This is a genomic window from Entomobacter blattae (genome assembly GCF_014672835.1).
Taxonomy (GTDB): domain Bacteria; phylum Pseudomonadota; class Alphaproteobacteria; order Acetobacterales; family Acetobacteraceae; genus Entomobacter; species Entomobacter blattae.
Window position 1 is genome coordinate 1865407 of the sequence record NZ_CP060244.1, and the last position, 22694, is coordinate 1888100.

At 43.0% G+C, this 22694-nt stretch carries 20 protein-coding genes and 3 tRNA genes; 20 read left to right on the forward strand and 3 right to left on the reverse strand.

Annotated elements, in window-relative coordinates:
• Positions 1 to 8 precede the first annotated feature (8 nt).
• The 6 genes from sufC to JGUZn3_RS08340 are packed head-to-tail and all read left to right on the forward strand — an operon-like array spanning position 9 to position 4707.
• Entirely contained in the window at positions 9 to 788 is a 780-nt protein-coding gene (gene sufC, locus JGUZn3_RS08315) for a Fe-S cluster assembly ATPase SufC (RefSeq protein WP_203413087.1), read from the forward strand.
• Entirely contained in the window at positions 785 to 2074 is a 1290-nt protein-coding gene (gene sufD, locus JGUZn3_RS08320; protein WP_203413088.1) for a Fe-S cluster assembly protein SufD, read from the forward strand. The genes sufC and sufD overlap by 4 nt, the downstream gene beginning before the upstream one ends.
• 8 nt (positions 2075 to 2082) lie before the next feature.
• The gene (locus tag JGUZn3_RS08325) at positions 2083 to 3327 is read left to right on the forward strand and encodes a SufS family cysteine desulfurase (protein ID WP_203414877.1); all 1245 of its coding nucleotides are present in this window, start codon (positions 2083 to 2085) and stop codon (positions 3325 to 3327) included.
• Between the two features lie 26 nt (positions 3328 to 3353).
• Entirely contained in the window at positions 3354 to 3812 is a 459-nt protein-coding gene (locus tag JGUZn3_RS08330; protein WP_275402837.1) for an iron-sulfur cluster assembly scaffold protein, read from the forward strand.
• A 34-nt stretch (positions 3813 to 3846) separates the two neighbouring features.
• Positions 3847 to 4305, forward strand: a complete 459-nt coding sequence (locus JGUZn3_RS12740; protein WP_203414878.1) for an SUF system Fe-S cluster assembly protein — start codon at positions 3847 to 3849, stop codon at positions 4303 to 4305.
• A 30-nt stretch (positions 4306 to 4335) separates the two neighbouring features.
• The gene (locus JGUZn3_RS08340) at positions 4336 to 4707 is read left to right on the forward strand and encodes a HesB/IscA family protein (protein WP_203413090.1); all 372 of its coding nucleotides are present in this window, start codon (positions 4336 to 4338) and stop codon (positions 4705 to 4707) included.
• 90 nt (positions 4708 to 4797) lie between these two features.
• Here the strand turns inward: JGUZn3_RS08340 and rlmD are convergent, their stop codons facing one another.
• Together rlmD and JGUZn3_RS08350 are read right to left on the reverse strand one after the other, a co-directional pair.
• The gene (gene rlmD / locus JGUZn3_RS08345; protein WP_203413091.1) at positions 4798 to 6087 is read right to left on the reverse strand and encodes a 23S rRNA (uracil(1939)-C(5))-methyltransferase RlmD; all 1290 of its coding nucleotides are present in this window, start codon (positions 6085 to 6087) and stop codon (positions 4798 to 4800) included.
• 39 nt (positions 6088 to 6126) lie between these two features.
• Positions 6127 to 7716: a DEAD/DEAH box helicase gene (locus tag JGUZn3_RS08350; RefSeq protein WP_456305646.1), complete on the reverse strand. Its 1590-nt coding sequence runs from the start codon at positions 7714 to 7716 to the stop codon at positions 6127 to 6129.
• 376 nt (positions 7717 to 8092) lie between these two features.
• Between JGUZn3_RS08350 and JGUZn3_RS08355 the strand changes: the two genes are divergently transcribed.
• Positions 8093 to 9940 (forward strand): glycoside hydrolase family 15 protein, encoded by a 1848-nt coding sequence (locus tag JGUZn3_RS08355; RefSeq protein WP_203413092.1) that lies wholly within the window; start codon positions 8093 to 8095, stop codon positions 9938 to 9940.
• A 53-nt stretch (positions 9941 to 9993) separates the two neighbouring features.
• Here the strand turns inward: JGUZn3_RS08355 and JGUZn3_RS08360 are convergent, their stop codons facing one another.
• Positions 9994 to 10446, reverse strand: a complete 453-nt coding sequence (locus JGUZn3_RS08360) for a CopD family protein (RefSeq protein WP_203413093.1) — start codon at positions 10444 to 10446, stop codon at positions 9994 to 9996.
• A gap of 181 nt (positions 10447 to 10627) precedes the next feature.
• Here JGUZn3_RS08360 and JGUZn3_RS08365 point away from each other — a divergent pair, with 181 nt between their 5' ends.
• The 13 genes from JGUZn3_RS08365 (at position 10628) to JGUZn3_RS08425 (ending at position 22694) form a co-directional block, all read left to right on the forward strand.
• Positions 10628 to 12079 (forward strand): NAD(P)H-hydrate dehydratase, encoded by a 1452-nt coding sequence (locus JGUZn3_RS08365; protein ID WP_203413094.1) that lies wholly within the window; start codon positions 10628 to 10630, stop codon positions 12077 to 12079.
• 89 nt (positions 12080 to 12168) lie between these two features.
• A tRNA-Leu gene (locus JGUZn3_RS08370) sits at positions 12169 to 12253 on the forward strand.
• A 112-nt stretch (positions 12254 to 12365) separates the two neighbouring features.
• Entirely contained in the window at positions 12366 to 13706 is a 1341-nt protein-coding gene (gene tig, locus JGUZn3_RS08375) for a trigger factor (protein WP_203413095.1), read from the forward strand.
• Between the two features lie 193 nt (positions 13707 to 13899).
• Entirely contained in the window at positions 13900 to 14547 is a 648-nt protein-coding gene (locus JGUZn3_RS08380) for an ATP-dependent Clp protease proteolytic subunit (protein ID WP_203413096.1), read from the forward strand.
• Positions 14548 to 14640: 93 nt separating this feature from the next.
• Positions 14641 to 15900 carry an ATP-dependent Clp protease ATP-binding subunit ClpX gene (clpX, locus tag JGUZn3_RS08385; RefSeq protein WP_203413097.1) on the forward strand — a complete coding sequence of 420 codons (1260 nt, stop codon included), beginning with the start codon at positions 14641 to 14643 and terminating at the stop codon, positions 15898 to 15900.
• 513 nt (positions 15901 to 16413) lie between these two features.
• Positions 16414 to 18795, forward strand: coding sequence for an endopeptidase La (gene lon, locus JGUZn3_RS08390; RefSeq protein ID WP_238996961.1), 2382 nt, complete (start codon positions 16414 to 16416; stop codon positions 18793 to 18795).
• A gap of 166 nt (positions 18796 to 18961) precedes the next feature.
• Complete coding sequence (locus tag JGUZn3_RS08395) at positions 18962 to 19246, forward strand: HU family DNA-binding protein (protein WP_203413098.1); 285 nt, start codon at positions 18962 to 18964, stop codon at positions 19244 to 19246.
• A gap of 51 nt (positions 19247 to 19297) precedes the next feature.
• Positions 19298 to 19372, forward strand: a tRNA-Val gene (locus JGUZn3_RS08400).
• Between the two features lie 103 nt (positions 19373 to 19475).
• A tRNA-Asp gene (locus JGUZn3_RS08405) sits at positions 19476 to 19552 on the forward strand.
• Between the two features lie 187 nt (positions 19553 to 19739).
• Positions 19740 to 20105: an NADH-quinone oxidoreductase subunit A gene (ndhC, locus tag JGUZn3_RS08410; RefSeq protein ID WP_203413099.1), complete on the forward strand. Its 366-nt coding sequence runs from the start codon at positions 19740 to 19742 to the stop codon at positions 20103 to 20105.
• Positions 20106 to 20134: 29 nt separating this feature from the next.
• Positions 20135 to 20725, forward strand: a complete 591-nt coding sequence (locus tag JGUZn3_RS08415) for a NuoB/complex I 20 kDa subunit family protein (protein WP_408871743.1) — start codon at positions 20135 to 20137, stop codon at positions 20723 to 20725.
• A gap of 26 nt (positions 20726 to 20751) precedes the next feature.
• Positions 20752 to 21396, forward strand: coding sequence for an NADH-quinone oxidoreductase subunit C (locus JGUZn3_RS08420; protein WP_408871744.1), 645 nt, complete (start codon positions 20752 to 20754; stop codon positions 21394 to 21396).
• Positions 21397 to 21482: 86 nt separating this feature from the next.
• On the forward strand, positions 21483 to 22694 hold the full coding sequence (locus JGUZn3_RS08425) for an NADH-quinone oxidoreductase subunit D (protein WP_408871776.1): 1212 nt from the start codon (positions 21483 to 21485) through the stop codon (positions 22692 to 22694).

The following is a 22694-nucleotide window of genomic DNA, read 5'->3' on the forward strand; positions in this document are numbered from 1 at the left end:
ATGAGAGTATGAGCAAAAATCACATGCTAGAAGTTAAAAACTTACATGCCCGTGTTGCAGAGGCCGAGCCAGAAAAACCTATTCTCAAAGGGGTAAATCTGAGTATTCCAGAAGGTGAAATCCATGTCATTATGGGGCAGAACGGGTCGGGTAAATCTACTTTGGCCAGTGTTTTGGCAGGCCAGGAAGATTATGAGATTACTGATGGGGAAGTGCTTTTCAAGGGGCAAGACCTATTAAGTCTTGAGCCGGAAGCGCGTGCCGCAGCCGGTGTTTTTCTGGCCTTTCAAAATCCGGTGGAGCTTCCTGGGGTTAACAACGCCAATTTTTTGCGTACTTCTGTGAATGCTGTCAGAAAAGCACGCGGGCAAGAAGAGCTCGATGCTATATCTTTTCTAAAGTTTTCTCGTGCGAAGGCTAAAGAACTGGCCATGCCTGAAGACATGCTAAAACGCATGGTCAATGTTGGATTTTCTGGAGGAGAAAAAAAGCGCAATGAAGTCTTGCAAATGAGCCTGCTTGAGCCTTCCTTTGCTATATTGGATGAAACAGATAGCGGGTTGGATATTGATGCCTTACGTATTGTGGCAGGCGGGATAGGGCGTCTGCAGTCCGAACATTTTTCAGCCCTGATCATTACTCATCATCAACGTCTTTTGGATTATCTGGAACCTAACCGTATCCACATTATGGCGCAGGGGAAAATTGTGCACTCAGCTGGTCCAGAGCTTGCCAAGCAGCTGGAACAGGAGGGGTATAATCGCTTCTTGAAAGAGGAAATGGCATGAACGCCAAACAAGCAGCTTTTGTTTCCCAGATAGACAAATGGGAAGAAGAGTTAAAAAATCATGCCTCTCTAGAGTCAGGTGCTGTGCACGATATCATCCAGCAGTTGCATAGCTCCGCGTTTTTGCCAGAACTCTATGAGAGTTGGAAATATACATCTCTTCACAAGCTTGATGGATTTTTCCAAAAAACGCACTCTTCTTCTATTCAGGAGAAATGGGTAACGGAGCAGCTTGAGCGTTATAATTCTCTTACTTTTTTACAAGAAGCTACCCAGCTTGTTGTTCTCAATGGCAAGGTTGGGGAGCCTATCAGGCCAAGTCATCGTGATATTCTTGTCTTCATTGAAGAGCCGTGCTCTCAGAAGGAAGCGTTAGCTTGGTGGCAGACTGAAAGTCCCAGTAAGGTTCATACCCTTTACCTTCTCAATATTTTATTGGCTCGTCAGGTTATTCATATCCGAATTCCCAAAGGGGCTGCACATCAAAAGCTTTTTCTGGCAGATCTACAAGATGCTCGCAAGGAAAATGTGGTTAGCCATACCCATTATGCCATTACGCTTGAGGAAGGCTCATCGCTTGAAATGGTTGAGGTGGCTTCAGGAGAGGGCAGTTATGGTCATCATCCGTTTTTGACTATTAAGGTAGAAAAAGGTGCTTCTTTTCATCATGTCCGATTGTTTGACCACTCTTCCAGTGCCAGAGGCTTTGGGGGAGTGTATGCCTATGTCGCAGAGCATGGGGTGTATGATAGCTTTTTGTGCTTAAAAGGGGGAGAATTTCATCGTAACGAGGTTAGAGTCATTCTCGCTGGGGAGCATGCCAAAGCTCATGTGAATGGGGTTCAGGTTCTTCGTAATACCCAACAGGCAGATATTACAAGTTATATAGCCCATATGGCCCCGCATACCGCTTCTCGTCAGACGATTAAGAATGTTATTTCTGGAAAAGCCAAAGGGATTTTTCAGGGCAAAATCTATGTGGATCGTGCAGCCCAAAAAACAGATGGTTATCAAATGAACCAAGCCTTGCTCCTCTCTGACATAGCGGAGATAGATGCCAAGCCAGAGCTGGAAATTTATGCCGATGATGTAAAGTGCTCTCATGGGGCTACGGTTGGTGCCCTGAATGCAGAACAGCTATTTTTTCTTCGCTCAAGAGGAATACCCTTGGAAGAGGCCCGTAACTTACTGGTTTCAGCTTTTGTTACAGAAGCTTTTGACCTTATTGAAAATGAAGAACTTAGGGCTTTTCTGGATCATTTTTCCTTGTCCACAGGCTTAGAATAATGACTTTTATGACGGATCCTGTTCAAAATGATATTGAAGGTAAAATTCTTCAATTAAGGAAAGACTTTCCTATTCTCGCACAAAAAGTGCATGGCAAGCCGCTTGTTTTCCTCGATAGTGCTGCGTCGGCCCAAAAGCCTGTTAAAGTCATAGAAGCCCTCAGGGCGGTTTTTACCAGCCAGTATGCCAATATCCACCGGGGTTTGCACTGGATGAGTGAAAAAACAACACAGGCCTATGAGGAAAGTAGACAGAAAGTGGCCCGTTTTTTAGGGGCACCCACCTCACAGGAAATTATTTTTACTAAAAATAGCACTGAAGCCATTAATCTCGTCTCTTATAGTTATGGGTCATTACTGAAGCCTGGCCAGGCGATCGTGATTTCGGAGATGGAACATCATGCCAATATTGTACCCTGGCAGTTACTGAGAGACAGGGTTGGCATAGAGTTAAGGGTTGCCCCTATTACCGATTGTGGTGAATTGGATGAAGAGGCCTTTAAAACCTTGCTCAGTGATGGAAAAGTGGCTCTTGTTGCCTTAACCCATATGTCCAACGTTTTGGGCACCATTGTCGATATTCAGCATTATGCTGCTCTTGCTCATGCCGCTGGGGCTAAAATATTGGTGGATGGAAGCCAGTCTGTTGTACATTTCCCTGTTCATGTGACCGACCTGGATGTGGATTTTTATACATTTACAGGCCACAAGCTTTATGGCCCAACAGGGGTGGGTGTATTATGGGCTCGCTCTGAAATTCTCCACGCCATGCCCCCTTTTATGGGGGGGGGTGACATGATTTCTTCTGTAAGTTTTGAACACACGACCTGGGCAGATATTCCTCATAAATTCGAGGCTGGTACTCCAGCTATCGCTGAAGTCATTGCTCTGGGGGCTGCGATTGACTATGTAGAAGAAATAGGTTTTGAAACGTTAAAAAATATCGAGCGTTATCAACTCTCCTACGCAATAGAAAAGCTTAGCCAAATTAACAGCCTTAAAATATTGGGTTCTGCTTCAAAACGGGGAGGGGTTATTTCCTTTGTGATGGAAGGAGTTCATCCGCATGATATGGCAACATTGCTGGATAAAAACGGAATAGCCATCAGAGCAGGGCAGCATTGTGCCGAACCGTTGATGAAGCGTTTAGGGGTTTTTGCGACAGCAAGGGCCAGTTTTGGTTTATATAATACCCATGAGGAAATAGAGACACTGGCAAAAACTCTTTTACAGATACGTACTCTTCTTCAGTAATGGCCATTGAGTGGTAAGAAAAGAAAATGGCCCATGAAGATCTTTATCAATCCCTGTTAATAAAAAGGGCCAATCACCCCCTTTTTAAGCAGGAGTTACCCCAGGTAAATAAAATGGGTCAGGCAAAGAATCCTTTATGTGGCGACTTTGTGCAGATTAATCTTTTTTGCTCAGAGGAAAAAATCGAAAAAATTCAGCACATTACTGAAGGGTGCCTTATCTGTAAGGTTGCGGCTGATATTATGGCAGAAAAGGTTGTGGGGCTGAGCTTGCCTGAAATACAAAAAGAGTTTACCCACTTTCAAAATATTATTATCAGTGGAACTTCTCCTGCAGAAGGGGATTTGTATTCTGGTTTTGCACCCCTATATCATTATAAGGCACGTATCAATTGTGCCACATTATCCTGGTTTGCTTTATTGTCGGCACTGGGTGTTCAAAATACACCGGAAAAACCGGGAGGGAGATCTTATGGATCAAAATAGCTCATTACATACCTCGCAAGGAGACCTTTCCGCAATGCAGAAGGCCGATCAAGCTCCTACTGAAGAGGCAAAAGGGTTTGATCGCTTTTTTCATGATGAAGACCCCTCTAAGGCAGATCCAGACTCTCGTTCTGTTCAACATACTTCTTGGACGCCAGAAGGAGAAATTCAGCCCGAACGGAACTTTTCCGTTGTCAGTGAAGAGCGGGTGATAGAAGCTATTTCTTCTGTGTATGACCCCGAAATACCTGTGAATATTTACGAATTAGGGCTCATTTACACGATTGACCTTTATGATAATGGAAAAGTGAAAGTCACCATGACTTTAACGGCACCGGGTTGCCCCAGCGCGCAAGAGCTACCCGTGCAGGTTAAGGAGGCTCTTGAACATCTTGAGGAGGTGGTAGAAGCTGAAGTTGAGGTTGTTTGGGATCCTCCTTGGGATATGTCACGGATGAGCGAGGATGCCCGCCTGGCTTTGAACATGTTCTAACGATTCTTTCTGAATTAAGGAGTCTCTTAAATGACAATACAAAAAGCACAAGCCACAGCGCCTAAGCGTTCTCTTCCCCCGCTCATGCAATTATCGGAGGCTGCTGCTGAACGCCTTAAGGTTCTTTATCAGTCTGATCATACTGGGAAAACTTTACGGATTTATATTTCTACCAAAGGCTGTTCGGGTATGAAATATGAAATGGAGTTTGTTGAAAAGCCTAGCGAGAATGATGAGATTGTTACTGATAAGGGAATGACGATTTTGGTAGACCGTCAGGCCACTTTATTTCTCATTGGGACAGTTATGGACTATCAGGAAGATGATTTATCATCAGGTTTTGTCTTTAATAATCCTAATGAAAAAAGTCGGTGTGGATGCGGGGAAAGCTTTCACGTCTAAAATGTCATTTTTTCACTTTTCCCTTAAGGAAACAGAAAAGTGGTGAATGTTGAAAATGTTTTTTAAAAATTGAGCTTTCTCCTCAATAAGCTATTTATAAAAATGGCAGATAATCTCCATTTGGGCAGACCATAAAAATTGGTCAATAACAGCGATTTCCTTTAAAGAATAGCCATGCTGTTTGAGAATCTCGGAATCCTTTTTAAGAGTATAGGGGTTACAACTTACATAAATAATATTTTTAACGTTGGATTGGGCGATAAACTCGATTTGATGAACTGCTCCCGCATAAGGAGGATCGAGTAAAATAACATCGGCTTTTTTCTCTAGCTCTTTTGCTAAAAGAGGCTGGCGTTCGAGGTTACGTTGAATGGCTTGTATTTTGAGCTGATTTGTTTGTGCAGCTTCTCTCAAACTTTGTAATGCCTCTGTGTTTTCTTCGTAGGCTGTAACTTGCCCATAGTGAGCGAGTAGAAAAGTCAGGGTTCCACAGCCAGCATAAAACTCAATAATACGTTTTTTCTTTTTGATAGATTGAAGCATGCTAGCAACGATATGGCTGATTTTTTGCTCAGCATCTTCTGTTGCCTGTAAGAAGGCCCCCGCGGGTGGGGTTATGCGAATATTATTTAGGATGTGAGCTGGGCGAGTAGGCTCAATGATGGACTCTCCAAAAAAGTATCCTTTATTGGGCGAAAGTGCCCATGATAGTCGATTAAGGGAAGAGTGGGCCTTACTAAACTCAATAAGAAGGGCTCTATCCTGTGTGGACAGGGGGGCATCTGTTTTTAAAAGGAGATCTATTCCACTCGTGAGATGGTTAGCCACTAGGCTGGCTTGTTTTTTAATAGCAGAACATTTTTGTAAAACTGGGTTTATTGTTTTGGTAATTTCAAAAAGTTCAGGCTGTAATACATGGCATTCCATTAAATTAAGAATATCCTTAGTATTTCTTTTATGTAAGCCAATCGCTAACATATTGTTTTGTAAACGGGTTACGGCAAGATCCATCCGCCGCCTTTGATAAGGCTGGGTTTGATACTCTTGCAGAGGAATAGTCTGAATGGGGAAATGAGAGAGTGCCGCTTGAACAACATTTTGCTTCCAAAGAAGGGAAGACGGGCGTGAGATATGCTGTAAAGAGCACCCTCCACAGACACTAAAATGCTTACAAACAGGAGTAACTCTTTGAGAGGAGGGATGAATGATTTCCACTAAAAGGGCTTTTTTACTGGAAATAGGCTGTATTTGAACCACTTCTTGAGGAATAACAAAAGGAGTATAAAAAGCGCCTTCTTCTGTTTGGACCAGACCATCGCCTTCTCCACCCATAGAGATGACGTGGCCTTTGAGTGTGGAGGACCTTTTTTGATGACTCATTTTTTGGAAATCAGAAAAATTATGCTTTTGAACACGCAGTTATCGGCGTGAATATCGTCTGCGGTAAGATCTTTTTGTAGATCTACGAGGGGGGATTTCTGAGACCTCCTCAAGAAGGGGCTCCTGATGAGACTCCTCGCTCTCTTCATGTGCAGGTAATTTTTCCTGTTCGTCCGGTAAAGCTTCACCTATTTCATTATTGGGAAGAGCGCGCAGAGAAATCGGGCTTCTTAACATAAAAGAGGGTATCATATTACCAAACCCTCTGATCGTTTCAGAACCATCTCCTCGGTTTTGTACCTCTTCGTTAGCGAGAGGATCTGGACTAGAAGAGATTCTTGCTGAATGCGCAGGTTCGCGGCGTGGAGAAGATGATGTACGGTGCGAACTATGAGATCTTGCTTTTTCCCTTTGTTGGGGGGGTGTATCCTGTAGGCTTGGCTTAATTTCCTCTATGTCGATAAATTCAATTTTGGTCCCAATAAGTTTTTCAATGGCAAGGAGGCTTTTTTGGTCTAAATCGGTTACAAGACTATAGGCATATCCTGTTCTTCCAGCCCTGCCAGCGCGACCGATACGATGAACATAGTCTTCCGGATGACGTGGAAGATCATAATTAAAGACATGCGATACGGTATCTACATCGATTCCACGGGCTGCAATGTCAGAACAAATAAGGATTTTAATGTCTCCCGTGCGGAACTTTTCCAAAGTTGATGTCCGCAAGGACTGCGTTAAGTCACCATGAAGAGCCTGGGCAGAGAAATTATTTTTCCTTAAAAATCGTACAAGAATATCCACATCTCTTTTGCGGTTGCAAAATGTTATCGCACTTTGGATGTTTTCTTGCTCCAAAAGGATTTTTATTACATCGTTTTTTTGCCTCGGCGTTACATGAATGGCTTTCGCTGTGAGGGTGGAGGCAACAGAGGCACTGCTGGCTATGGTGATTTCTAAGGGAGAGAACAGAAATTTATCGGCCAGGGTTTTAATTTCGTCAGCAATGGTTGCAGAAAATAATAACGTTTGGCGGGTGGTAGGCAACAAGTTAATAATTTTCTCAACATCAGGGATAAATCCCATATCCAGCATACGATCGGCTTCGTCAATAACCAAGGCACGAATTTGATTGAGGAGTAAACCGCCTCGTTCGAAAAGGTCTAGCAACCGCCCTGGTGTTGCGATAAGCACATCTACCCCTTTATTGAGGGTTTCTTTTTGGTCAGTCATGCTTTCTCCTCCGATGAGGAGGGCATGGGTCAGTTTTGTATAACGCCCATATTGTTGGAAATTTTCAGCAACTTGTAGAGCAAGCTCACGGGTGGGGGCAAGAATGAGAGAGCGCGGCATGCGGGCCCTAGCCCGTGAGCCGGAGAGGATTTCAAGCAAGGGAAGAGTAAAAGAGGCTGTTTTTCCGGTTCCAGTTTGGGCCACACCTAAAATATCCCGGCCCATAAGAATGGCAGGTATAGCCTGGACTTGAATCTCCGTGGGGGTTTTATAACCGATTTCTTCAATAGCTTGTAAAAGTGGGGCAGAAAGCTCAAGATCGTTGAACGAAATGGTTTTGTTTTTTTGCTTTTCAGATGGGGAAGGGGCCAATTTTTTTTCCGATGGTTTGTTTACCAAATGACTGCTCCATTCTTTATGCTCTGAAATCCGGAGATAATACAGATCGTTAAATATTGACTAATTATAGTTTTGCTTGTTCTTATAAAATGCATAATGCTGCATATTTTGAATGTATTTTTATAGAAAAGGAAAATATTCAAGCCGGTCTCAGAATAACGAAGTGGAAAATGGAAAGAATGAATTTTTGGTACGTTGTTAGTTTTTATACATTATGCTTGAATAGGCTACAATATGAAAAACGCTTATTGACTTGACAACGATAATGAAAAATACCCCGATGACGGGTTCATTAAAAGTTTATTTTTTGGTGGCCTTCTTTATTTGATAATATTTTGAGATTCGTTAAAGAAAAACCCTCTGAAGGAAAGAGTTGATGGCTTCCCCAGCCTTGTTCATAGAAGATTACGCAATGATTGGTGATGGGCATAGTTGTGCCCTGGTTGGGTTGAACGGCTCTATCGACTGGCTATGCTGGCCACGGTTTGATAGTGCTGCCTGTTTTGCAGCCTTGTTAGGAAATCGAGAAAATGGTCACTGGCAGATTATGCCAGTATCCGAGCTTGGTCAGGAGTGGCAGCCTTCTCGTTTTTATCATGAAAATACGAATATTCTTGAAACAGTCTTTACTTCTTCTGATGGGAATACATTCTCAATTATAGACTTTATGGCGATAGGAAATTCACATTCAAGTATTGTTCGGATTGTGGAATGCAAAAAAGGGAAGGCCGTTGTAGAAAACCAAATGCGCCTTCGGTTTGATTATGGTCGCTCCATTCCTTGGGTCAGCCGGCTTGAGTGTGAAGAAGGTTACGCTATAAAGGCTGTAGCCGGCCCGCAGCAATGTGTCATGCGCAGTAGTGTACCGCTTGAGGGTAAAAACTTTTCAACAGTCTCTTTATTTACACTCAATACCGGTGAAAAGGCGGTTTTTACTCTTTCTACTTCTGCTTCTTATAGAAGTATTCCTCCTGCTTTTAATGTCGAGGACTCTTTTAAAAAAACAAAGAAATTCTGGCAGGAGTGGTCCGAGCGATGCCATTATGAGGGGCTTTATCAAAAAGAGGTTATGCGTTCACTCTTGGTTCTAAAAGCCATGATTTACGAGCCTACAGGAGGGATTGTTGCTGCTCCAACCACATCTTTGCCAGAAACTATTGGGGGAAGCCGCAATTGGGATTACCGTTATTGCTGGCTAAGGGATTCTACTCTCACACTTATCGCTATGATTCGATGCGGCTATCATGAAGAGGCCGATAGCTGGAGAGGATGGTTTAGAAGGGCGATAGCAGGAACACCTGCGCAAAGCCAAATTATGTATGGGCTTCGTGGAGAAAGACAGCTTAATGAATGGGAAGTTCCATGGCTTTCCGGTTATGAAAATTCTCTGCCTGTGCGTATAGGGAATGGCGCAGCAGGGCAAATACAGCTTGATATTGCCGGAGAGATGGCCATGGTCTTGCATCTTAGCCGTAAAACAGGGTTACGCTCTCCGGATGAGGATTGGTATTTTGAGCTGAATCTGTTGAAATATTTAGAGCATATCTGGCACCTCCCTGATGAGGGAATGTGGGAGATTAGAGAAAAACGGCAGCATTTTACTTTTTCCAAAGTGTCGTGCTGGGTTGCTTTTGATCGGGCTATTCATGATGCTATCCAATATGGTCTAGAGGCTCCTATAGAACGATGGAAAGCCATTAGGGATCGCATTCATCAACAAGTCTGTGAACAAGGATTTGATAAGGATAAGAATAGCTTTGTACAATTTTACGGAGGAAGTGAGTTAGATGCGACCTTGCTGCTTCTTCCTGTTGTAAATTTTTTGCCTATTACGGACCCCAAAATTCAGGGAACTGTTTCTGCCATAGAGAAAGAGCTTCTGGTGGATGGTTTTGTTCAGCGTTATCGCCCAGAGACAGGTGTAGATGGATTGGATGGGCAGGATGAGGGGGTTTTCTTAGCCTGTTCCTTTTGGCTGGTAGATGTGTATATATTGCAGGGCAGAAAGCAAGAAGCAGTAGAGTTATTTGAGCGTGTTCTCTCTATCAGTAACGAATTAGGGCTGCTTTCAGAAGAGTATGATGTAAAGCTGAAAAGGCTGGTAGGGAATTTTCCTCAAGCATTTTCTCATCTGGCTTTAATTAATACCGCACTGCATCTCAATGCCGGTAAGGTCCCGGTTTTGGATGATATTAAAACTTCGGTAGAACCTAGCCCTGTATGAATATTCCATGCCTCCTTGCCAGAGGCTTTATCATCATAAAAGGCTTGAAGATGCTAAAAGGGTCTGCTGCATACAGCCATTAAAATAGTCAGGAAACCAAGGAGGATATTTAATATTGTAAGCTTCCTTATTTTTGCAAAATCAGCTGGTTGTGGGCGAATGGCGCGCCGTGTTTTTTTGTAGGGTCCAAAAAACATGATGGCAAAAATAATACCCATCAGGAGTCCTAACCCTTGCATGGCATTAATGGGCCAGTAAAGATTTTTAAACCCCCCGATATGAATAATCATTGCCCAACCACTGAGAAGGGTAAGGGGAATAACATGCCATAAAAGAAAGAAAAAACGCTTAAGGGTTTGCAAATGTACAGAAGCCTGTTGTGTTTTTTCCAAAAGGGTAAGGCTTGGTCGCAGAACATAGATGGCATAGAACCCACCACCAATCCATAAGGTCATGCATAGGATATGCAGGAAGAGGATTAAGCTCCATAAGGGTGAACCTTGCATAAGTTGCTCCATAAATAATTTTGCATGTGGTCGTTATATGTTAATCTTGGCAGATGTAAAATACGAATTGTTTGATCATCTTATAGAGAACGCTTTTTTGGGAAAGTTTTATGACAACCCTCCTGTAAGGTTAGGCGTTTTAACCTCCTGTTTTTACAGTATTTTATGATTGGCAAGTTTAATGAAACAGTTTTGTCCTCAAAATGTTCTTCCCACTCCTGCAGAAATGGCAATCATAGATTCTCTGGCCAGCCGAACCGTCTCTATTGAATATTTAATGGGTAGAGCCGGCTGGGCCATTGCCAATGCTCTCCATAAACGTTATCGCCCGTGTCATACCCTTGTTTTATGTGGCCCTGGCAATAATGGGGGTGATGGATATGTTGCTGCGCGTTATCTTGCTGAAAAAGGGTGGCCAATATCGGTAGCGCATTATCATGATAGGGCTCCTGTCCATGGTGAGGCAGCCCTAGCAGCCTCTCGATGGAAGGGGCGAATGGCTTCCTATACGGTAGAAGAGGTAGCCGCCGCTGATTTGGTGGTGGATGCCTTATTTGGAGCAGGGTTAACACGTGCTTTGTCAGAAGAGGATGCAAATCTTCTTAAGGCTGCCAAAAAATGTATTTCTGTGGATATTCCTTCAGGTCTTGATGGAAAGACAGGAAAGATTCTGGGCTATGCCCCCATGTCAGACCTTACTATAACATTCTTTCGGCCAAAACCTGGGCATTTTTTACTCCCAGGCCGCGCACATATCGGTGCTCTTGAGGTGTATGATATTGGGATTCCCGCTACGGTTTTTAATGAAATAACCATTAATTTGTGGGAAAATGATCCATGTTTATGGACTCTTCCTACGTTAAAAATAGACAGTTATAAATATAGCAGAGGGCTGGTCACAGTGTGTGGAGGGCAGACTATGCCAGGAGCTGCACGGTTATCTGCTCGAGGGGCAAGGGGTGCAGGGGCTGGCTTGGTAAGGATAGCCGCCCGGGACCATGTAAAATTGTTTAACCATGAGGATCCTGGTATTATTGTTGATGGGATGCCAATCAAAGGGCAGGTAGCAGATGAACGCCAAAAGACATGGGTGTGTGGCCCTGGGCTTACGGTTCGGGAAGTAAAAAAAATCCTCCCCCTGTTAATTGGCCATGGGAAGAATATTGTTGCTGATGCTGGGGCCTTAACTGCTTTTGCTGGCAAAAGTACAAGTGAAATAGTGCAAAACCTACGAGGGGTAAGTGTAATAACGCCGCATATTGGAGAGTTTACCAGAGTTTTTGGTCCCCTTGTTCATGCTGTAGCGGATAAGGTTGAGGCGGCGAGAATTGTTGCACAGAAAATTGATTCTGTTGTGTTATTAAAAGGGGCAGATACTGTTATAGCCGCTCCAGATGGGCGAGCTGCTCTTAATCATAACGCCCCTTCTGCTGTGGGTACAGCGGGTTCTGGGGATATCTTGAGCGGGGTTGTGGCCGCACTGATAGCAGCAGGTATGCCCGTATGGGATGCCGCCTGTGCTGCGGTCTGGATCCATGGAGAGTGTGGAAAACTGGCAGGTTTTCTTCCAAGGGCAGAAGATTTGGCAGCCTGCTTACCTCAATCTTATCATAAGGCTCTTTTTTTCTCATAAAATGATCTTAATCGTGCTATAGAAGACGGATTCAGGGTTGCCCGAAACCTATAATTGCGCTACATGCGCAATATATGGTTAGAAAAATCGCGGGTGTGGTGGAATTGGCAGACACGCCAGATTTAGGTTCTGGTAACGCAAGTTGTGGGGGTTCAAGTCCCTCCACCCGCACCATATAGCACTATAGCTTTATGTAATATTGTTAGGATATTACTAGGATTCATTTCATCTGAATTCAGGTGATTACACAAAAATTCTGTTTTGATTTGAGAGGATGGCCTGGCAGATGCAGGTTCAAGAAACGCTTTCTGAAGGTTTGAAACGTAACTTCACAATTACTATTCCCGCAGATACAGTTGAAGGGAAACGCACTGAGCGCCTTCAGGAATTAGCAAAAACCATTGATCTTCCAGGGTTTAGGCCAGGAAAAGTTCCTGCTGCTCTTGTTAAACAGCGTTATGGAAAAGCTGTGCATGCAGAAGTTCTTGAGCAAGTGGTTGGTGAATCCCTCAATAAAGCCATGGAAGAACGCGGTTTTCGTCCTGCCTTTAATCCCAAGGTGGATATTGTTAAAGGGAATGACGAGTCCAAGGTTGAAGATGTTGAAATTGCAGTAGAGACTGAAATTTTACCGGATTTTGATATTCCTGAGGTCAAAGGGCTTTCTCTTACGCGTTATAAATCTGAACCAACTGAAGAATCGATAGAAAACGCCCTGCAAGAAATTGCCAAACGTCAGCGTGAATATGAAGATAGCGATCAAAAACGTCCTGCTGCTGTAGGAGATGTGATGAACGTTGATTTTATTGGTAAGATGGATGGGGTTCCGTTTGAAGGTGGAACAGCCACAGATGTTAATGTAGAAATTGGTGGTTCGGGCTTTATTCCTGGTTTTGCTGAGCAGGTTGAAGGAATGTCTCCTGGTGAGGAAAAAACCATTACAGTGACTTTCCCGGAGAATTATCAGGCACAGAATTTGGCTGGTAAGGAAGCTACTTTTGATATTAAGGCTAATGGGTTTAAAAAAGCTGTAGAAGTTACCATTGATGATGCTATGGCTCAAAAACTAGGCTTTCCTGCTTTGGAAGCCCTAAAAGATATGATTCGTCGACAAATTGATGATGAATATAACAAAATCTCCTACATGCGTATTAAGCGTGAAATTTTAGACAAGCTCGCCGAGATCGTGGATTTTGCCGTGCCGGAAACTCTGGTGGTTAATGAGTTTAATCAGATTTGGCAACAGATTGAGGCCGATAAAAAAGCAGACAGACTTGATGAGGACGATAAAAACAAGAACGAAGAGACCTTAAAATCTGATTATCGTAAGATAGCGGAGCGGAGAGTGCGTCTTGGGATTCTTTTAGCTGAAATTGGGAGAGTAAACTCAATTACCGTTACACAAGATGAATTTGCTAACGCTATTCGTAACGAGGCTATGCGTTATCCGGGTCAGGAACAGCAAGTATTTGATTTCTTCCGCCAGAATCCCCAGGTTGCTGAGTCTTTACGTGGGCCTTTATTTGAGGATAAAGTAATAAAATATATTATTGAATCGGCTGATATAAAGGATGAGATGGTAACGGCAGAGCAATTAACAGAGTTGCCGCCAGCCAAGCTATCGTAGTAGCTTTCTCTTCTGTTTCTCTTGTATTGAAGATATCTGAGTCCTTATTTATAGCACGAGATAACAGAAGGTTGTGCCATTGGGTTAACCTTCTGTGAAGGGTTTTAGCTTGGTGTTGCTGTAAAATTTGTGTAGGCTGTCAAATTATTTTAACTAGCTTTTAGTGCTTGTTGTATTTAAGGATCGTAAGGATATGAGGGATACCCACCCTGTAGATATATGGAATAATGCACTCGTCCCGATGGTGGTTGAGCAAACCTCGAGAGGGGAGAGAGCTTTTGATATTTATTCAAGGCTTTTACAAGAGCGGATTATTTTTCTTACAGGGCCCGTTTATGATCAGGTAGCCTCTTTAATTTCTGCTCAGCTCCTGTTTTTGGAAAGTGTTAATCCTACCAAGGAGATTTCCTTTTACATTAATAGCCCAGGGGGAGTGGTTTCTGCGGGGTTAGCGATTTATGATACTATGCAGTATATCCGCTGTCCTGTGAGCACTGTCTGTCTTGGTCAGGCGGCTTCAATGGGGTCTCTGTTGTTAGCGGGAGGGGAAAAAGGTGCTCGTTTTTCTCTACCTAATTCTCGTATAATGGTCCATCAGCCTTCAGGTGGGGCGCAAGGGCAAGCAAGCGATATTGAAATTCAGGCAAAAGAAATTCTTGAATTACGCAAGCGCCTTAACGAAATATATAAGCATCATACAGGAAGAACGCTTGAGGAGATTGAACAAAAACTTGAGCGTGATTCTTATATGTCGCCGGATGAAGCTAAAGCATTTGGTATTATTGACGAGGTTGTTCAGCGTCATCCTTCGGTGGCAGAAGGAGATAAGAGCAAGAAATAATTTTCGATTTTCTGAAGGCTTGCTGCAAAAATAACAAAATGGGCACTATACTGGAGTCAGTTCTTCTTTTGGAGCTGAGGATGAGGAGTAGGAATGGATACTAAATCCAGCGATTCAAAAAATACACTCTATTGCTCTTTCTGCGGAAAGTCGCAGCATGAGGTCAGAAAGCTCATTGCTGGCCCTACAGTGTTCATTTGTGATGAATGCGTAGAGCTCTGTATGGATATTATTCGCGAAGAGCACAAAAGCCTTCTTGTTAAATCGAAGGATGGTGTTCCCACACCTCAGGAAATATGTAAAGTTCTGGATGATTACGTTGTTGGGCAATTTCAGGCCAAGCGCGTTCTCTCGGTTGCAGTCCATAATCATTATAAACGTTTGGTTCATGGTCAGAAAAATAACGATGTTGAATTGGCAAAGTCCAATATCCTCCTGATTGGCCCTACCGGTTCAGGAAAGACGCTTTTGGCACAAACGCTTGCGCGGATATTGGATGTTCCCTTTACTATGGCAGATGCTACCACTCTCACAGAAGCAGGATATGTGGGTGAGGATGTGGAAAACATTATTCTCAAGCTTCTGCAAGCTGCAGATTATAATGTTGAGAAGGCTCAAAAAGGAATCGTTTATATTGATGAGATTGATAAAATCTCCAGGAAGTCGGACAATCCCTCTATTACAAGAGATGTGAGCGGGGAGGGCGTACAGCAGGCTCTTCTGAAAATCATGGAGGGAACTGTGGCGTCTGTGCCACCTCAGGGTGGAAGGAAACATCCTCAGCAAGAGTTTTTACAGGTTGATACGACAAATATGCTCTTTATTTGTGGTGGAGCATTTGCGGGCCTGGAAAAAATCATTAGCGCTCGGAGTACAGGTTCTGCCATGGGGTTTGGTGCAGAAATTCAATCGCCAGAAGATAGGCGCACGGGAGAAATCCTAAGAAAAGTTGAACCTGATGATTTGTTGAAATTCGGTTTGATCCCAGAGTTTATTGGTCGGTTGCCTGTATTAGCGACATTGGATGATTTGGATGAGGCTGCTTTGGTAGAAATTCTTACAGCCCCTAAAAACGCTCTGGTTAAACAATATAGCCGTCTTTTTGAGATGGAAAATGTAAAGCTTACCTTCACAGATAATGCCCTTAAGGAAATCGCCAAAAAAGCCATATCCAGGCATACTGGAGCCAGAGGCTTACGTTCAATTATTGAAGAAATCCTTCTTTCGACAATGTTTGAGCTTCCTGCTTTAGAAAATGTTGAGGAAGTGGTTGTAAACTCAGACGTGATTTTGGATAAATCTACGCCTGTTTATGTATATTCAGGTGAAAAACCCGCTGAACAGTCTGCTTAAAACTCCTTATAAATTGTGCTGCAAATAATTATTTTTGTATTTTATCGTTTTTTTCTTGTGTAAAGCAGCACACGATCCAATATAATTTGAGGTAGTTCGTATTTATTATTTTGGTTTTTTATACTGTACGCCTTTTAGGGTGCAGTATAAAAAGACCGTCCTTGCAGGAGGTCAGGAATGTCGGAAGCCCCCATTAAAAGAAAAACTCTTCGTGGTTCTGTGAAAAAAAATAATCAAAAGCAGAACGATCAGGAAAAGAGTGTAAAAAGCAAGCCCCAGCAGGCTAAAGAGAACATGGTCATCAAGTCTAAAAAACAACCCCCTGAAGAATACTCTTCTGCAGGCGATAAGCCTTTTGAATCAAAAATGCAAACAGATACTGTCGCCGTAGAAGGAGAATCTGTAGTAGGAAGGCGAAAAAAAACACCAGCGACAAAAAAAAGAGACATGGATTCTCTTGAGGGGTTAACCGTTCAGGTTGCTGAAAAGAGAGAATCTCTTCATAAAAAAACAATGGCGATTCTTCCTCTGAGAGATATCGTTATTTTTCCATATATGATTGTACCTCTTTTTGTAGGGCGCGAGAAATCGGTAAGAGCGCTCGAAGCTGTTACGAAGGAAAATGGTCGTATCTTTTTGGTTAGCCAGAAAGATGCCACAATAGATGATCCGTCTGTTGAGGATATTTATCGATTTGGAACAATCGCTACAATTCTTCAATTGTTGAAGCTCCCCGATGGTACTGTAAAAGTATTGGTTGAAGGTATTCAGCGCGGGAAGATCAAAAAATTTGTTGAGCAAGACAATTATTTTAAAGCTGAAATTGAAGAGATTACTTCTAATTTTTCTGGAAACACCGAAGAGACAGAAGCGCTTGCGCGATCGGTTTTAACCCAGTTTGAGCATTATATAAAACTTAATAAAAAAGTTGCTCCTGAAGTTCTGGTTTCACTCAACCAGATTACAGACCCATCAAAATTGGCAGATACAGTTGCAAGCCATTTGAACCTTAAGATTTCTGAGAAGCAAGATGTACTGGAGATTGTTTCAGTTAATGAGCGTCTTGAGCGTGTTTTTGCCCACATGGAAGCAGAAATAGGGGTTCTTCAGGTTGAAAAGCGCATTCGAAACCGTGTTAAACGGCAAATGGAAAAGACTCAGCGGGAGTATTACCTAAACGAGCAGCTTAAAGCGATTCAGAAAGAACTGGGTGAGGGAGAAGACGGTAAGGATGAATTGGCTGAGCTTGAAGAGAAAATCAAGAAGACACGTTTAAGTAAAGAAGCCCATGAAAAGGCGCTTTCTGATTTAAAAAAATTACGTGGTATGAGCCCTATGTCTGCAGAGTCAACAGTGGTTCGTAACTATCTTGACTGGTTGTTGGGTATTCCTTGGAAAAAACGCACAAAGGTTTCAAATGATTTAGCTTATGCCGAAAAAATTCTAGATGCGGACCATTACGGATTAGAGAAAGTAAAAGAAAGAATTCTTGAATATCTTGCTGTTCAAAGTCGATCTTCGAAGATTAAAGGTCCTATTTTGTGTCTGGTTGGCCCTCCAGGTGTGGGTAAAACATCTTTAGCACGTTCAATTGCCAAATCCACAGGGCGGAATTATGTCCGTGTTTCCTTGGGAGGCGTTAGGGATGAAGCCGAGATTCGTGGCCATAGAAGAACGTATATTGGAGCTATGCCTGGAAAAATTATTCAGGGGATGAAAAAGGCTAAATCTTCTAATCCACTTTTTCTTATGGATGAGATAGATAAACTCGGAGCTGATTGGAGAGGAGATCCTTCATCAGCCTTGCTTGAAGTGTTAGATCCAGAACAGAATGCGACTTTTGTAGATCATTATCTAGAGGTTGATTATGACCTTTCAGATGTTATGTTTGTTACAACGGCCAATAGCCTCAACATGCCTCAGCCTTTACTGGATCGGATGGAGATTATCAGAATCAGTGGCTATACTGAAGATGAGAAAATTGAAATTGCCAAAAGGCACCTTATTGAAAAGCAAGGACAAGCCCATAGTCTTAAGCCCCATGAATGGTCGGTCAGTGATGATGCTCTAAGAGAGTTAGTCCGCACCTATACTCGAGAGGCAGGTGTGAGGAGCTTGGAGCGTGAAATTGCTAATCTTGCCCGTAAAGCTGTAAAGGAAATCGTAACAGGAAAAGCCAAAACGGTTCATATTACCAAAAAGAACCTTGAGCGCTATGCGGGTGTTAAACGCTTCCACTACGGCGAAACCGAATTGGAAGATATGGTGGGTATTGTTACGGGGTTAGCCTGGACCGAAGTGGGAGGAGAGATTCTTACCATTGAGAGTGTTATGGTTCCTGGTAAGGGGAATGTTAAAAGCACAGGGAAGCTGGGCGATGTTATGCAAGAAAGTGTATCTGCAGCTTTTTCGTACCTCAAGAGCCGTTGTCTTTCTTATGGCATAGCTCCCACTCTGTTTGAAAAGCATGATTTTCATGTTCACGTTCCAGAAGGAGCAACTCCAAAAGATGGTCCTTCTGCTGGGATAGCGATGGTTACCACTCTAGTCAGTGTGATGACCGGCATCCCAATTCGTCGGGATATTGCAATGACAGGTGAGATCACCTTAAGGGGGCGTGTGCTTCCAATAGGTGGCCTTAAAGAAAAGCTTTTGGCAGCCTTAAGGGCGGGAATAAAAACAGTTTGTTTCCCTAAAGAAAATGAGAAAGACTTAAAAGAGCTCCCGTCTACAATTAAGAAAAGCTTGAATCTTGTGCCTGTTTCGCATGTCGATGAAGTTATTGGTTATGCTTTAGTTCGTAAACCGCAACCTATTGAATGGGAAGAGACTCCAGTAGGAGATACGGTATCGGGCCAAAAACAGTCACCCTCTGAGTCTTCTTTGCCACATTAGTTCATTTTTGTGTGTTCTTAAGGCATCAGAAGAGAAGAGAATTTCTCTCTTTTTCTTTAGTCTGTTGACTGCCTCTTGAGGGAGTTCGTAGTTTAAAGGCTAAGAGTAGAGTAATCTAGGCATAGATTCTCTGGTGTGTTCTTTAAAATATAAGAAAGGTAATACGATGAAGAAGCCACTCAACAAACAAGACTTGGTTGCTTCTGTGGCAGAGATTGCCGATATTCCGAAAACAAAGGCTGGGGAAGTCATTGACGCTATCGTTGCGTCTATTGAGAAGTCTTTGGCTGACGGGCAGGAGGTTCGGTTAGTTGGATTCGGGTCTTTTGTTGTTGCTTCAAGAAAGGCTACAACTGGCCGAAATCCACGTACAGGAGAAGAAATTCGTATACCGGCATCAAATTCTGTGCGATTTAAGCCCGGAAAGGCATTGAAAGATGCCGTAAATTAATATAAGAGTATGTTCAACAAAATGATGGGCCGTAAAAAACCCATTATTTTGGGGCGATTAGCTCAGCGGTAGAGCGTCTCGTTTACACCGAGAGGGTCGGCGGTTCAATCCCGTCATCGCCCACCATAATTTTGATAATAGTTTGAAAATAAAATAAATATTTTCCAAATCAGAGTTGACGAAAATATTTCTTGTCTATAAGAAAACAGCAACTTGATTGAACAATCAAGCGGGTGTAGCTCAGTTGGTTAGAGCGCCGGCCTGTCACGCCGGAGGTCGCGGGTTCGAGCCCCGTCACTCGCGCCATGTCTGATAAGGTTATCAGCCTTATCATCTAATAAATAAAAGTTTTGTTCTATCTCTTTGTATTTTATATAAAATTTCTGTTTCCGCATTTAAATATATTGCAAATACCCATAATATGTTCTAGGTAAACTATATTTTAGTGCATTAAAGGGTAATCTTCCCTTTTATTATTTTTTTTGAGGTTTCCATGCATTCAATATTAGGGGATTATTTTCCTATACTTGTTTTTGGTATTATTTCTGTAGTTATAGCAGGTGCAATGCTGGGAAGCTCACTTCTCTTTGGGCACCAAAAACCTTATACGGAGAAGGTCTCAGCCTATGAGTGTGGCTTTGAGGCTTTTGAGAATGCTCGTCATCGCTTTGATGTAAGATTCTATTTGGTTTCCATTCTCTTCATAATTTTTGACTTGGAAATTGCTTTTCTCTTTCCCTGGGCTGTAGGTCTGTCAAAGATTGGCTTATTTGGTTTTTTGTCAATGGTTCTATTCTTGGCTATTCTTACGGTTGGTTTTGTCTATGAGTGGTGTAAGGGTGCCCTTGAGTGGGTTTAGTATAAGCAAAATTCCTGGGGAATAAGGCAATGGCAGCAAAATCGCAATCAGGATTATCAAAAAGTTATGCTTCTGAATCTTCGGAAGTCTTGTGGAACAAGGACATGCTTCCTCCAGGGCTTGAGCAAGATGCTGTCATTCAAGGCATAACGGGCGAAATTAAAAATAAAGGCTTTGTGGTTGCCAATCTGGATAAGTTGGTGAATTGGGGGCGGACGGGAAGTTTATGGCCCATGTCTTTTGGGCTGGCCTGTTGCGCGGTGGAGATGATCCATGCCTATATGCCTCGTTATGATTTGGACAGGATGGGAATTATTCCCCGAGGCTCTCCTCGACAATCTGATGTTATGATCGTTGCTGGAACGCTTACAAATAAAATGGCGCCGGCACTAAGGCGTGTTTATGACCAAATGGCAGAACCCAGATGGGTAATTTCCATGGGATCATGCGCAAATGGGGGAGGATACTATCATTACTCCTATTCTGTTGTTCGGGGATGTGATCGTATTGTTCCTGTAGATGTGTATGTTCCTGGTTGTCCTCCTACCGCTGAGGCGCTTATTTACGGGATTCTACTTTTACAGAAAAAAATTCGTAGAACGAGTACAATCCTTAGATAATTTATTCAGGAATGGAAAATATTCCAATGGTACAGGTTGGTATTAATGTCGGGCATCTTTCTTCTTTAGCCGTTTATTTTTCTACCTCTATATTGGGGGTAAAAAGCGCTTCTCTAGAAAAAAATGAGCTTGTAATAAAGGTGGAGAAGGAACATCTTTTAGCTATTATGATAGAGCTTAAGGAGAATCCCCATGCCAAATGTGCACAGGTTATGGATATTTGTGGGGTTGATTTTCCGCAAAGACTAGAAAGATTTGATGTTGTTTATAACCTGCTCTCTGTTCTGCATAATATTCGTATAAGGGTTATTGTAACAACCGATGAGCAAACGCCTGTCCCATCAGTGCATCATCTTTGGCCGTCTGCAACATGGTGGGAAAGGGAATGTTTTGATTTATTCGGGGTTAGATTCTCTGGACAGCCTGATTTAAGAAGAATTCTAACGGATTATGGTTTTGAAGGGCACCCCCTACGAAAGGATTTTCCTTTAACGGGCTTTGTCGAAACACGCTATGATCCAGACCGACGACAAATTGTTTATGAACCTGTTAGCCTTACGCAGGATTTTCGTAATTTTGATTTCGAATCACCATGGGAAGGGCTTTTAACCCTGCCTGGGGATGAGAAGGCTCATCAGTTTCGCCAGGATATTAAAAAAATAAAATATTAGGCCGGTAAAGATATATGTCAGTGGAAAAACCAACGCCGTATGTTTCCTCTTTTGAGGAAAAAGTAGAGGAAGAAATTCCTGAATCTATGTTGCCGGCCCCTTTAGCAGAGCGGAAGCTGCAACATACTGTTGAAATCAACTCCCATGCTCTGAATTTTGGCCCGCAGCATCCCTCTGCCCATGGGGTATTACGCCTTATTCTTGAAATGGATGGAGAGGTGGTGGATCGTGCCATTCCTCATATTGGCCTCCTCCATAGGGGCACTGAAAAACTGATAGAGTATAAGACGTATCAAAAGGCGCTTCCCTATTTCGATAGACTGGATTACGTCTCTCCCATGGCCGAAGAGCATGCTTTTGTATTAGCTGTAGAGAAGTTGCTGTCTTTAGACGTTCCCGAGCGAGCAAAGTGGATTCGGGTTATGTTTGCAGAAATAACCCGAATCTTAAACCATATATTGAACGTTACGGCATTGGGGTTGGATTGTGGAGCTCTTACACCGGCTTTATGGGGGTATGAGGAACGAGAAAAATTGCTGGAGTTTTATGAGGCCGTATCGGGGGCTCGATTCCACGCCAATTATTTCCGTACTGGCGGTGTTGCAAAAGATCTGCCTGAAGGTTTGGAAGAGCGGATTTTGAATTGGTCAGAAGGATTTCCAGCTTTTATTGATGACCTGGAGGGGATGCTGACCAATAACCGTATTTGGAAACAACGTACGGTGGGTATTGGTGTTTTTACTTCTGAACAAGCTTTGGCATGGGGGTTTAGTGGTCCTTGTCTGCGGGCTTCGGGTATCCCGTGGGATTTAAGGCGCTCTCAGCCCTATGATAATTATGATAAGGTTGATTTTGATATTCCTGTGGCCCGTAATGGAGATTGCTATGATCGTTATCTTGTACGGGTAGCTGAAATGCGGGAAAGTGTAAAAATTATACGGCAATGTTTAGCTGCGATAAAGCCTGGTGAAATTAAAGTAAAAGATCATAAGATCACCCCGCCGCCGCGTTCTGAAATGAAGCGTTCGATGGAATCGCTTATTCATCATTTCAAACTCTATACCGAGGGGTATCACGTTCCTCCTGGGGCAACCTATACAGCTGTGGAAAGCCCTAAGGGAGAGTTTGGTGTTTATTTGGTGGCAGATGGTAGCAACAGGCCTTATCGTTGTAAAATCCGTCCAACGGGCTTTGCTCATTTGCAGGCTTTGGATAAATTAAGCTACCGCCATATGCTGGCAGATACAGTTGCTATTATTGGCTCATTGGATCTGGTATTTGGTGAAGTGGATAGATAA

Bases quoted from the DNA above. Each gene is read 5' to 3' on its own strand.
- JGUZn3_RS08330 (WP_275402837.1), top strand. From the start codon at position 3,354: ATGGCCCATGAAGATCTTTATCAATCCCTGTTAATAAAAAGGGCCAAT.
- JGUZn3_RS08325 (WP_203414877.1), top strand. From the start codon at position 2,083: ATGACGGATCCTGTTCAAAATGATATTGAAGGTAAAATTCTTCAATTA.
- sufC (WP_203413087.1), top strand. From the start codon at position 9: ATGAGCAAAAATCACATGCTAGAAGTTAAAAACTTACATGCCCGTGTT.
- tig (WP_203413095.1), top strand. From the start codon at position 12,366: ATGCAGGTTCAAGAAACGCTTTCTGAAGGTTTGAAACGTAACTTCACA.
- JGUZn3_RS08395 (WP_203413098.1), top strand. From the start codon at position 18,962: ATGAAGAAGCCACTCAACAAACAAGACTTGGTTGCTTCTGTGGCAGAG.
- ndhC (WP_203413099.1), top strand. From the start codon at position 19,740: ATGCATTCAATATTAGGGGATTATTTTCCTATACTTGTTTTTGGTATT.
- JGUZn3_RS08380 (WP_203413096.1), top strand. From the start codon at position 13,900: ATGAGGGATACCCACCCTGTAGATATATGGAATAATGCACTCGTCCCG.
- JGUZn3_RS08425 (WP_408871776.1), top strand. From the start codon at position 21,483: ATGTTGCCGGCCCCTTTAGCAGAGCGGAAGCTGCAACATACTGTTGAA.
- JGUZn3_RS08360 (WP_203413093.1), bottom strand. From the start codon at position 10,446: ATGCAAGGTTCACCCTTATGGAGCTTAATCCTCTTCCTGCATATCCTA.
- lon (WP_238996961.1), top strand. From the start codon at position 16,414: ATGGCGATTCTTCCTCTGAGAGATATCGTTATTTTTCCATATATGATT.
- rlmD (WP_203413091.1), bottom strand. From the start codon at position 6,087: ATGAGTCATCAAAAAAGGTCCTCCACACTCAAAGGCCACGTCATCTCT.
- JGUZn3_RS12740 (WP_203414878.1), top strand. From the start codon at position 3,847: ATGCAGAAGGCCGATCAAGCTCCTACTGAAGAGGCAAAAGGGTTTGAT.
- clpX (WP_203413097.1), top strand. From the start codon at position 14,641: ATGGATACTAAATCCAGCGATTCAAAAAATACACTCTATTGCTCTTTC.
- JGUZn3_RS08340 (WP_203413090.1), top strand. From the start codon at position 4,336: ATGACAATACAAAAAGCACAAGCCACAGCGCCTAAGCGTTCTCTTCCC.
- JGUZn3_RS08355 (WP_203413092.1), top strand. From the start codon at position 8,093: ATGGCTTCCCCAGCCTTGTTCATAGAAGATTACGCAATGATTGGTGAT.
- JGUZn3_RS08420 (WP_408871744.1), top strand. From the start codon at position 20,752: ATGGTACAGGTTGGTATTAATGTCGGGCATCTTTCTTCTTTAGCCGTT.
- JGUZn3_RS08365 (WP_203413094.1), top strand. From the start codon at position 10,628: ATGAAACAGTTTTGTCCTCAAAATGTTCTTCCCACTCCTGCAGAAATG.
- sufD (WP_203413088.1), top strand. From the start codon at position 785: ATGAACGCCAAACAAGCAGCTTTTGTTTCCCAGATAGACAAATGGGAA.
- JGUZn3_RS08415 (WP_408871743.1), top strand. From the start codon at position 20,135: ATGGCAGCAAAATCGCAATCAGGATTATCAAAAAGTTATGCTTCTGAA.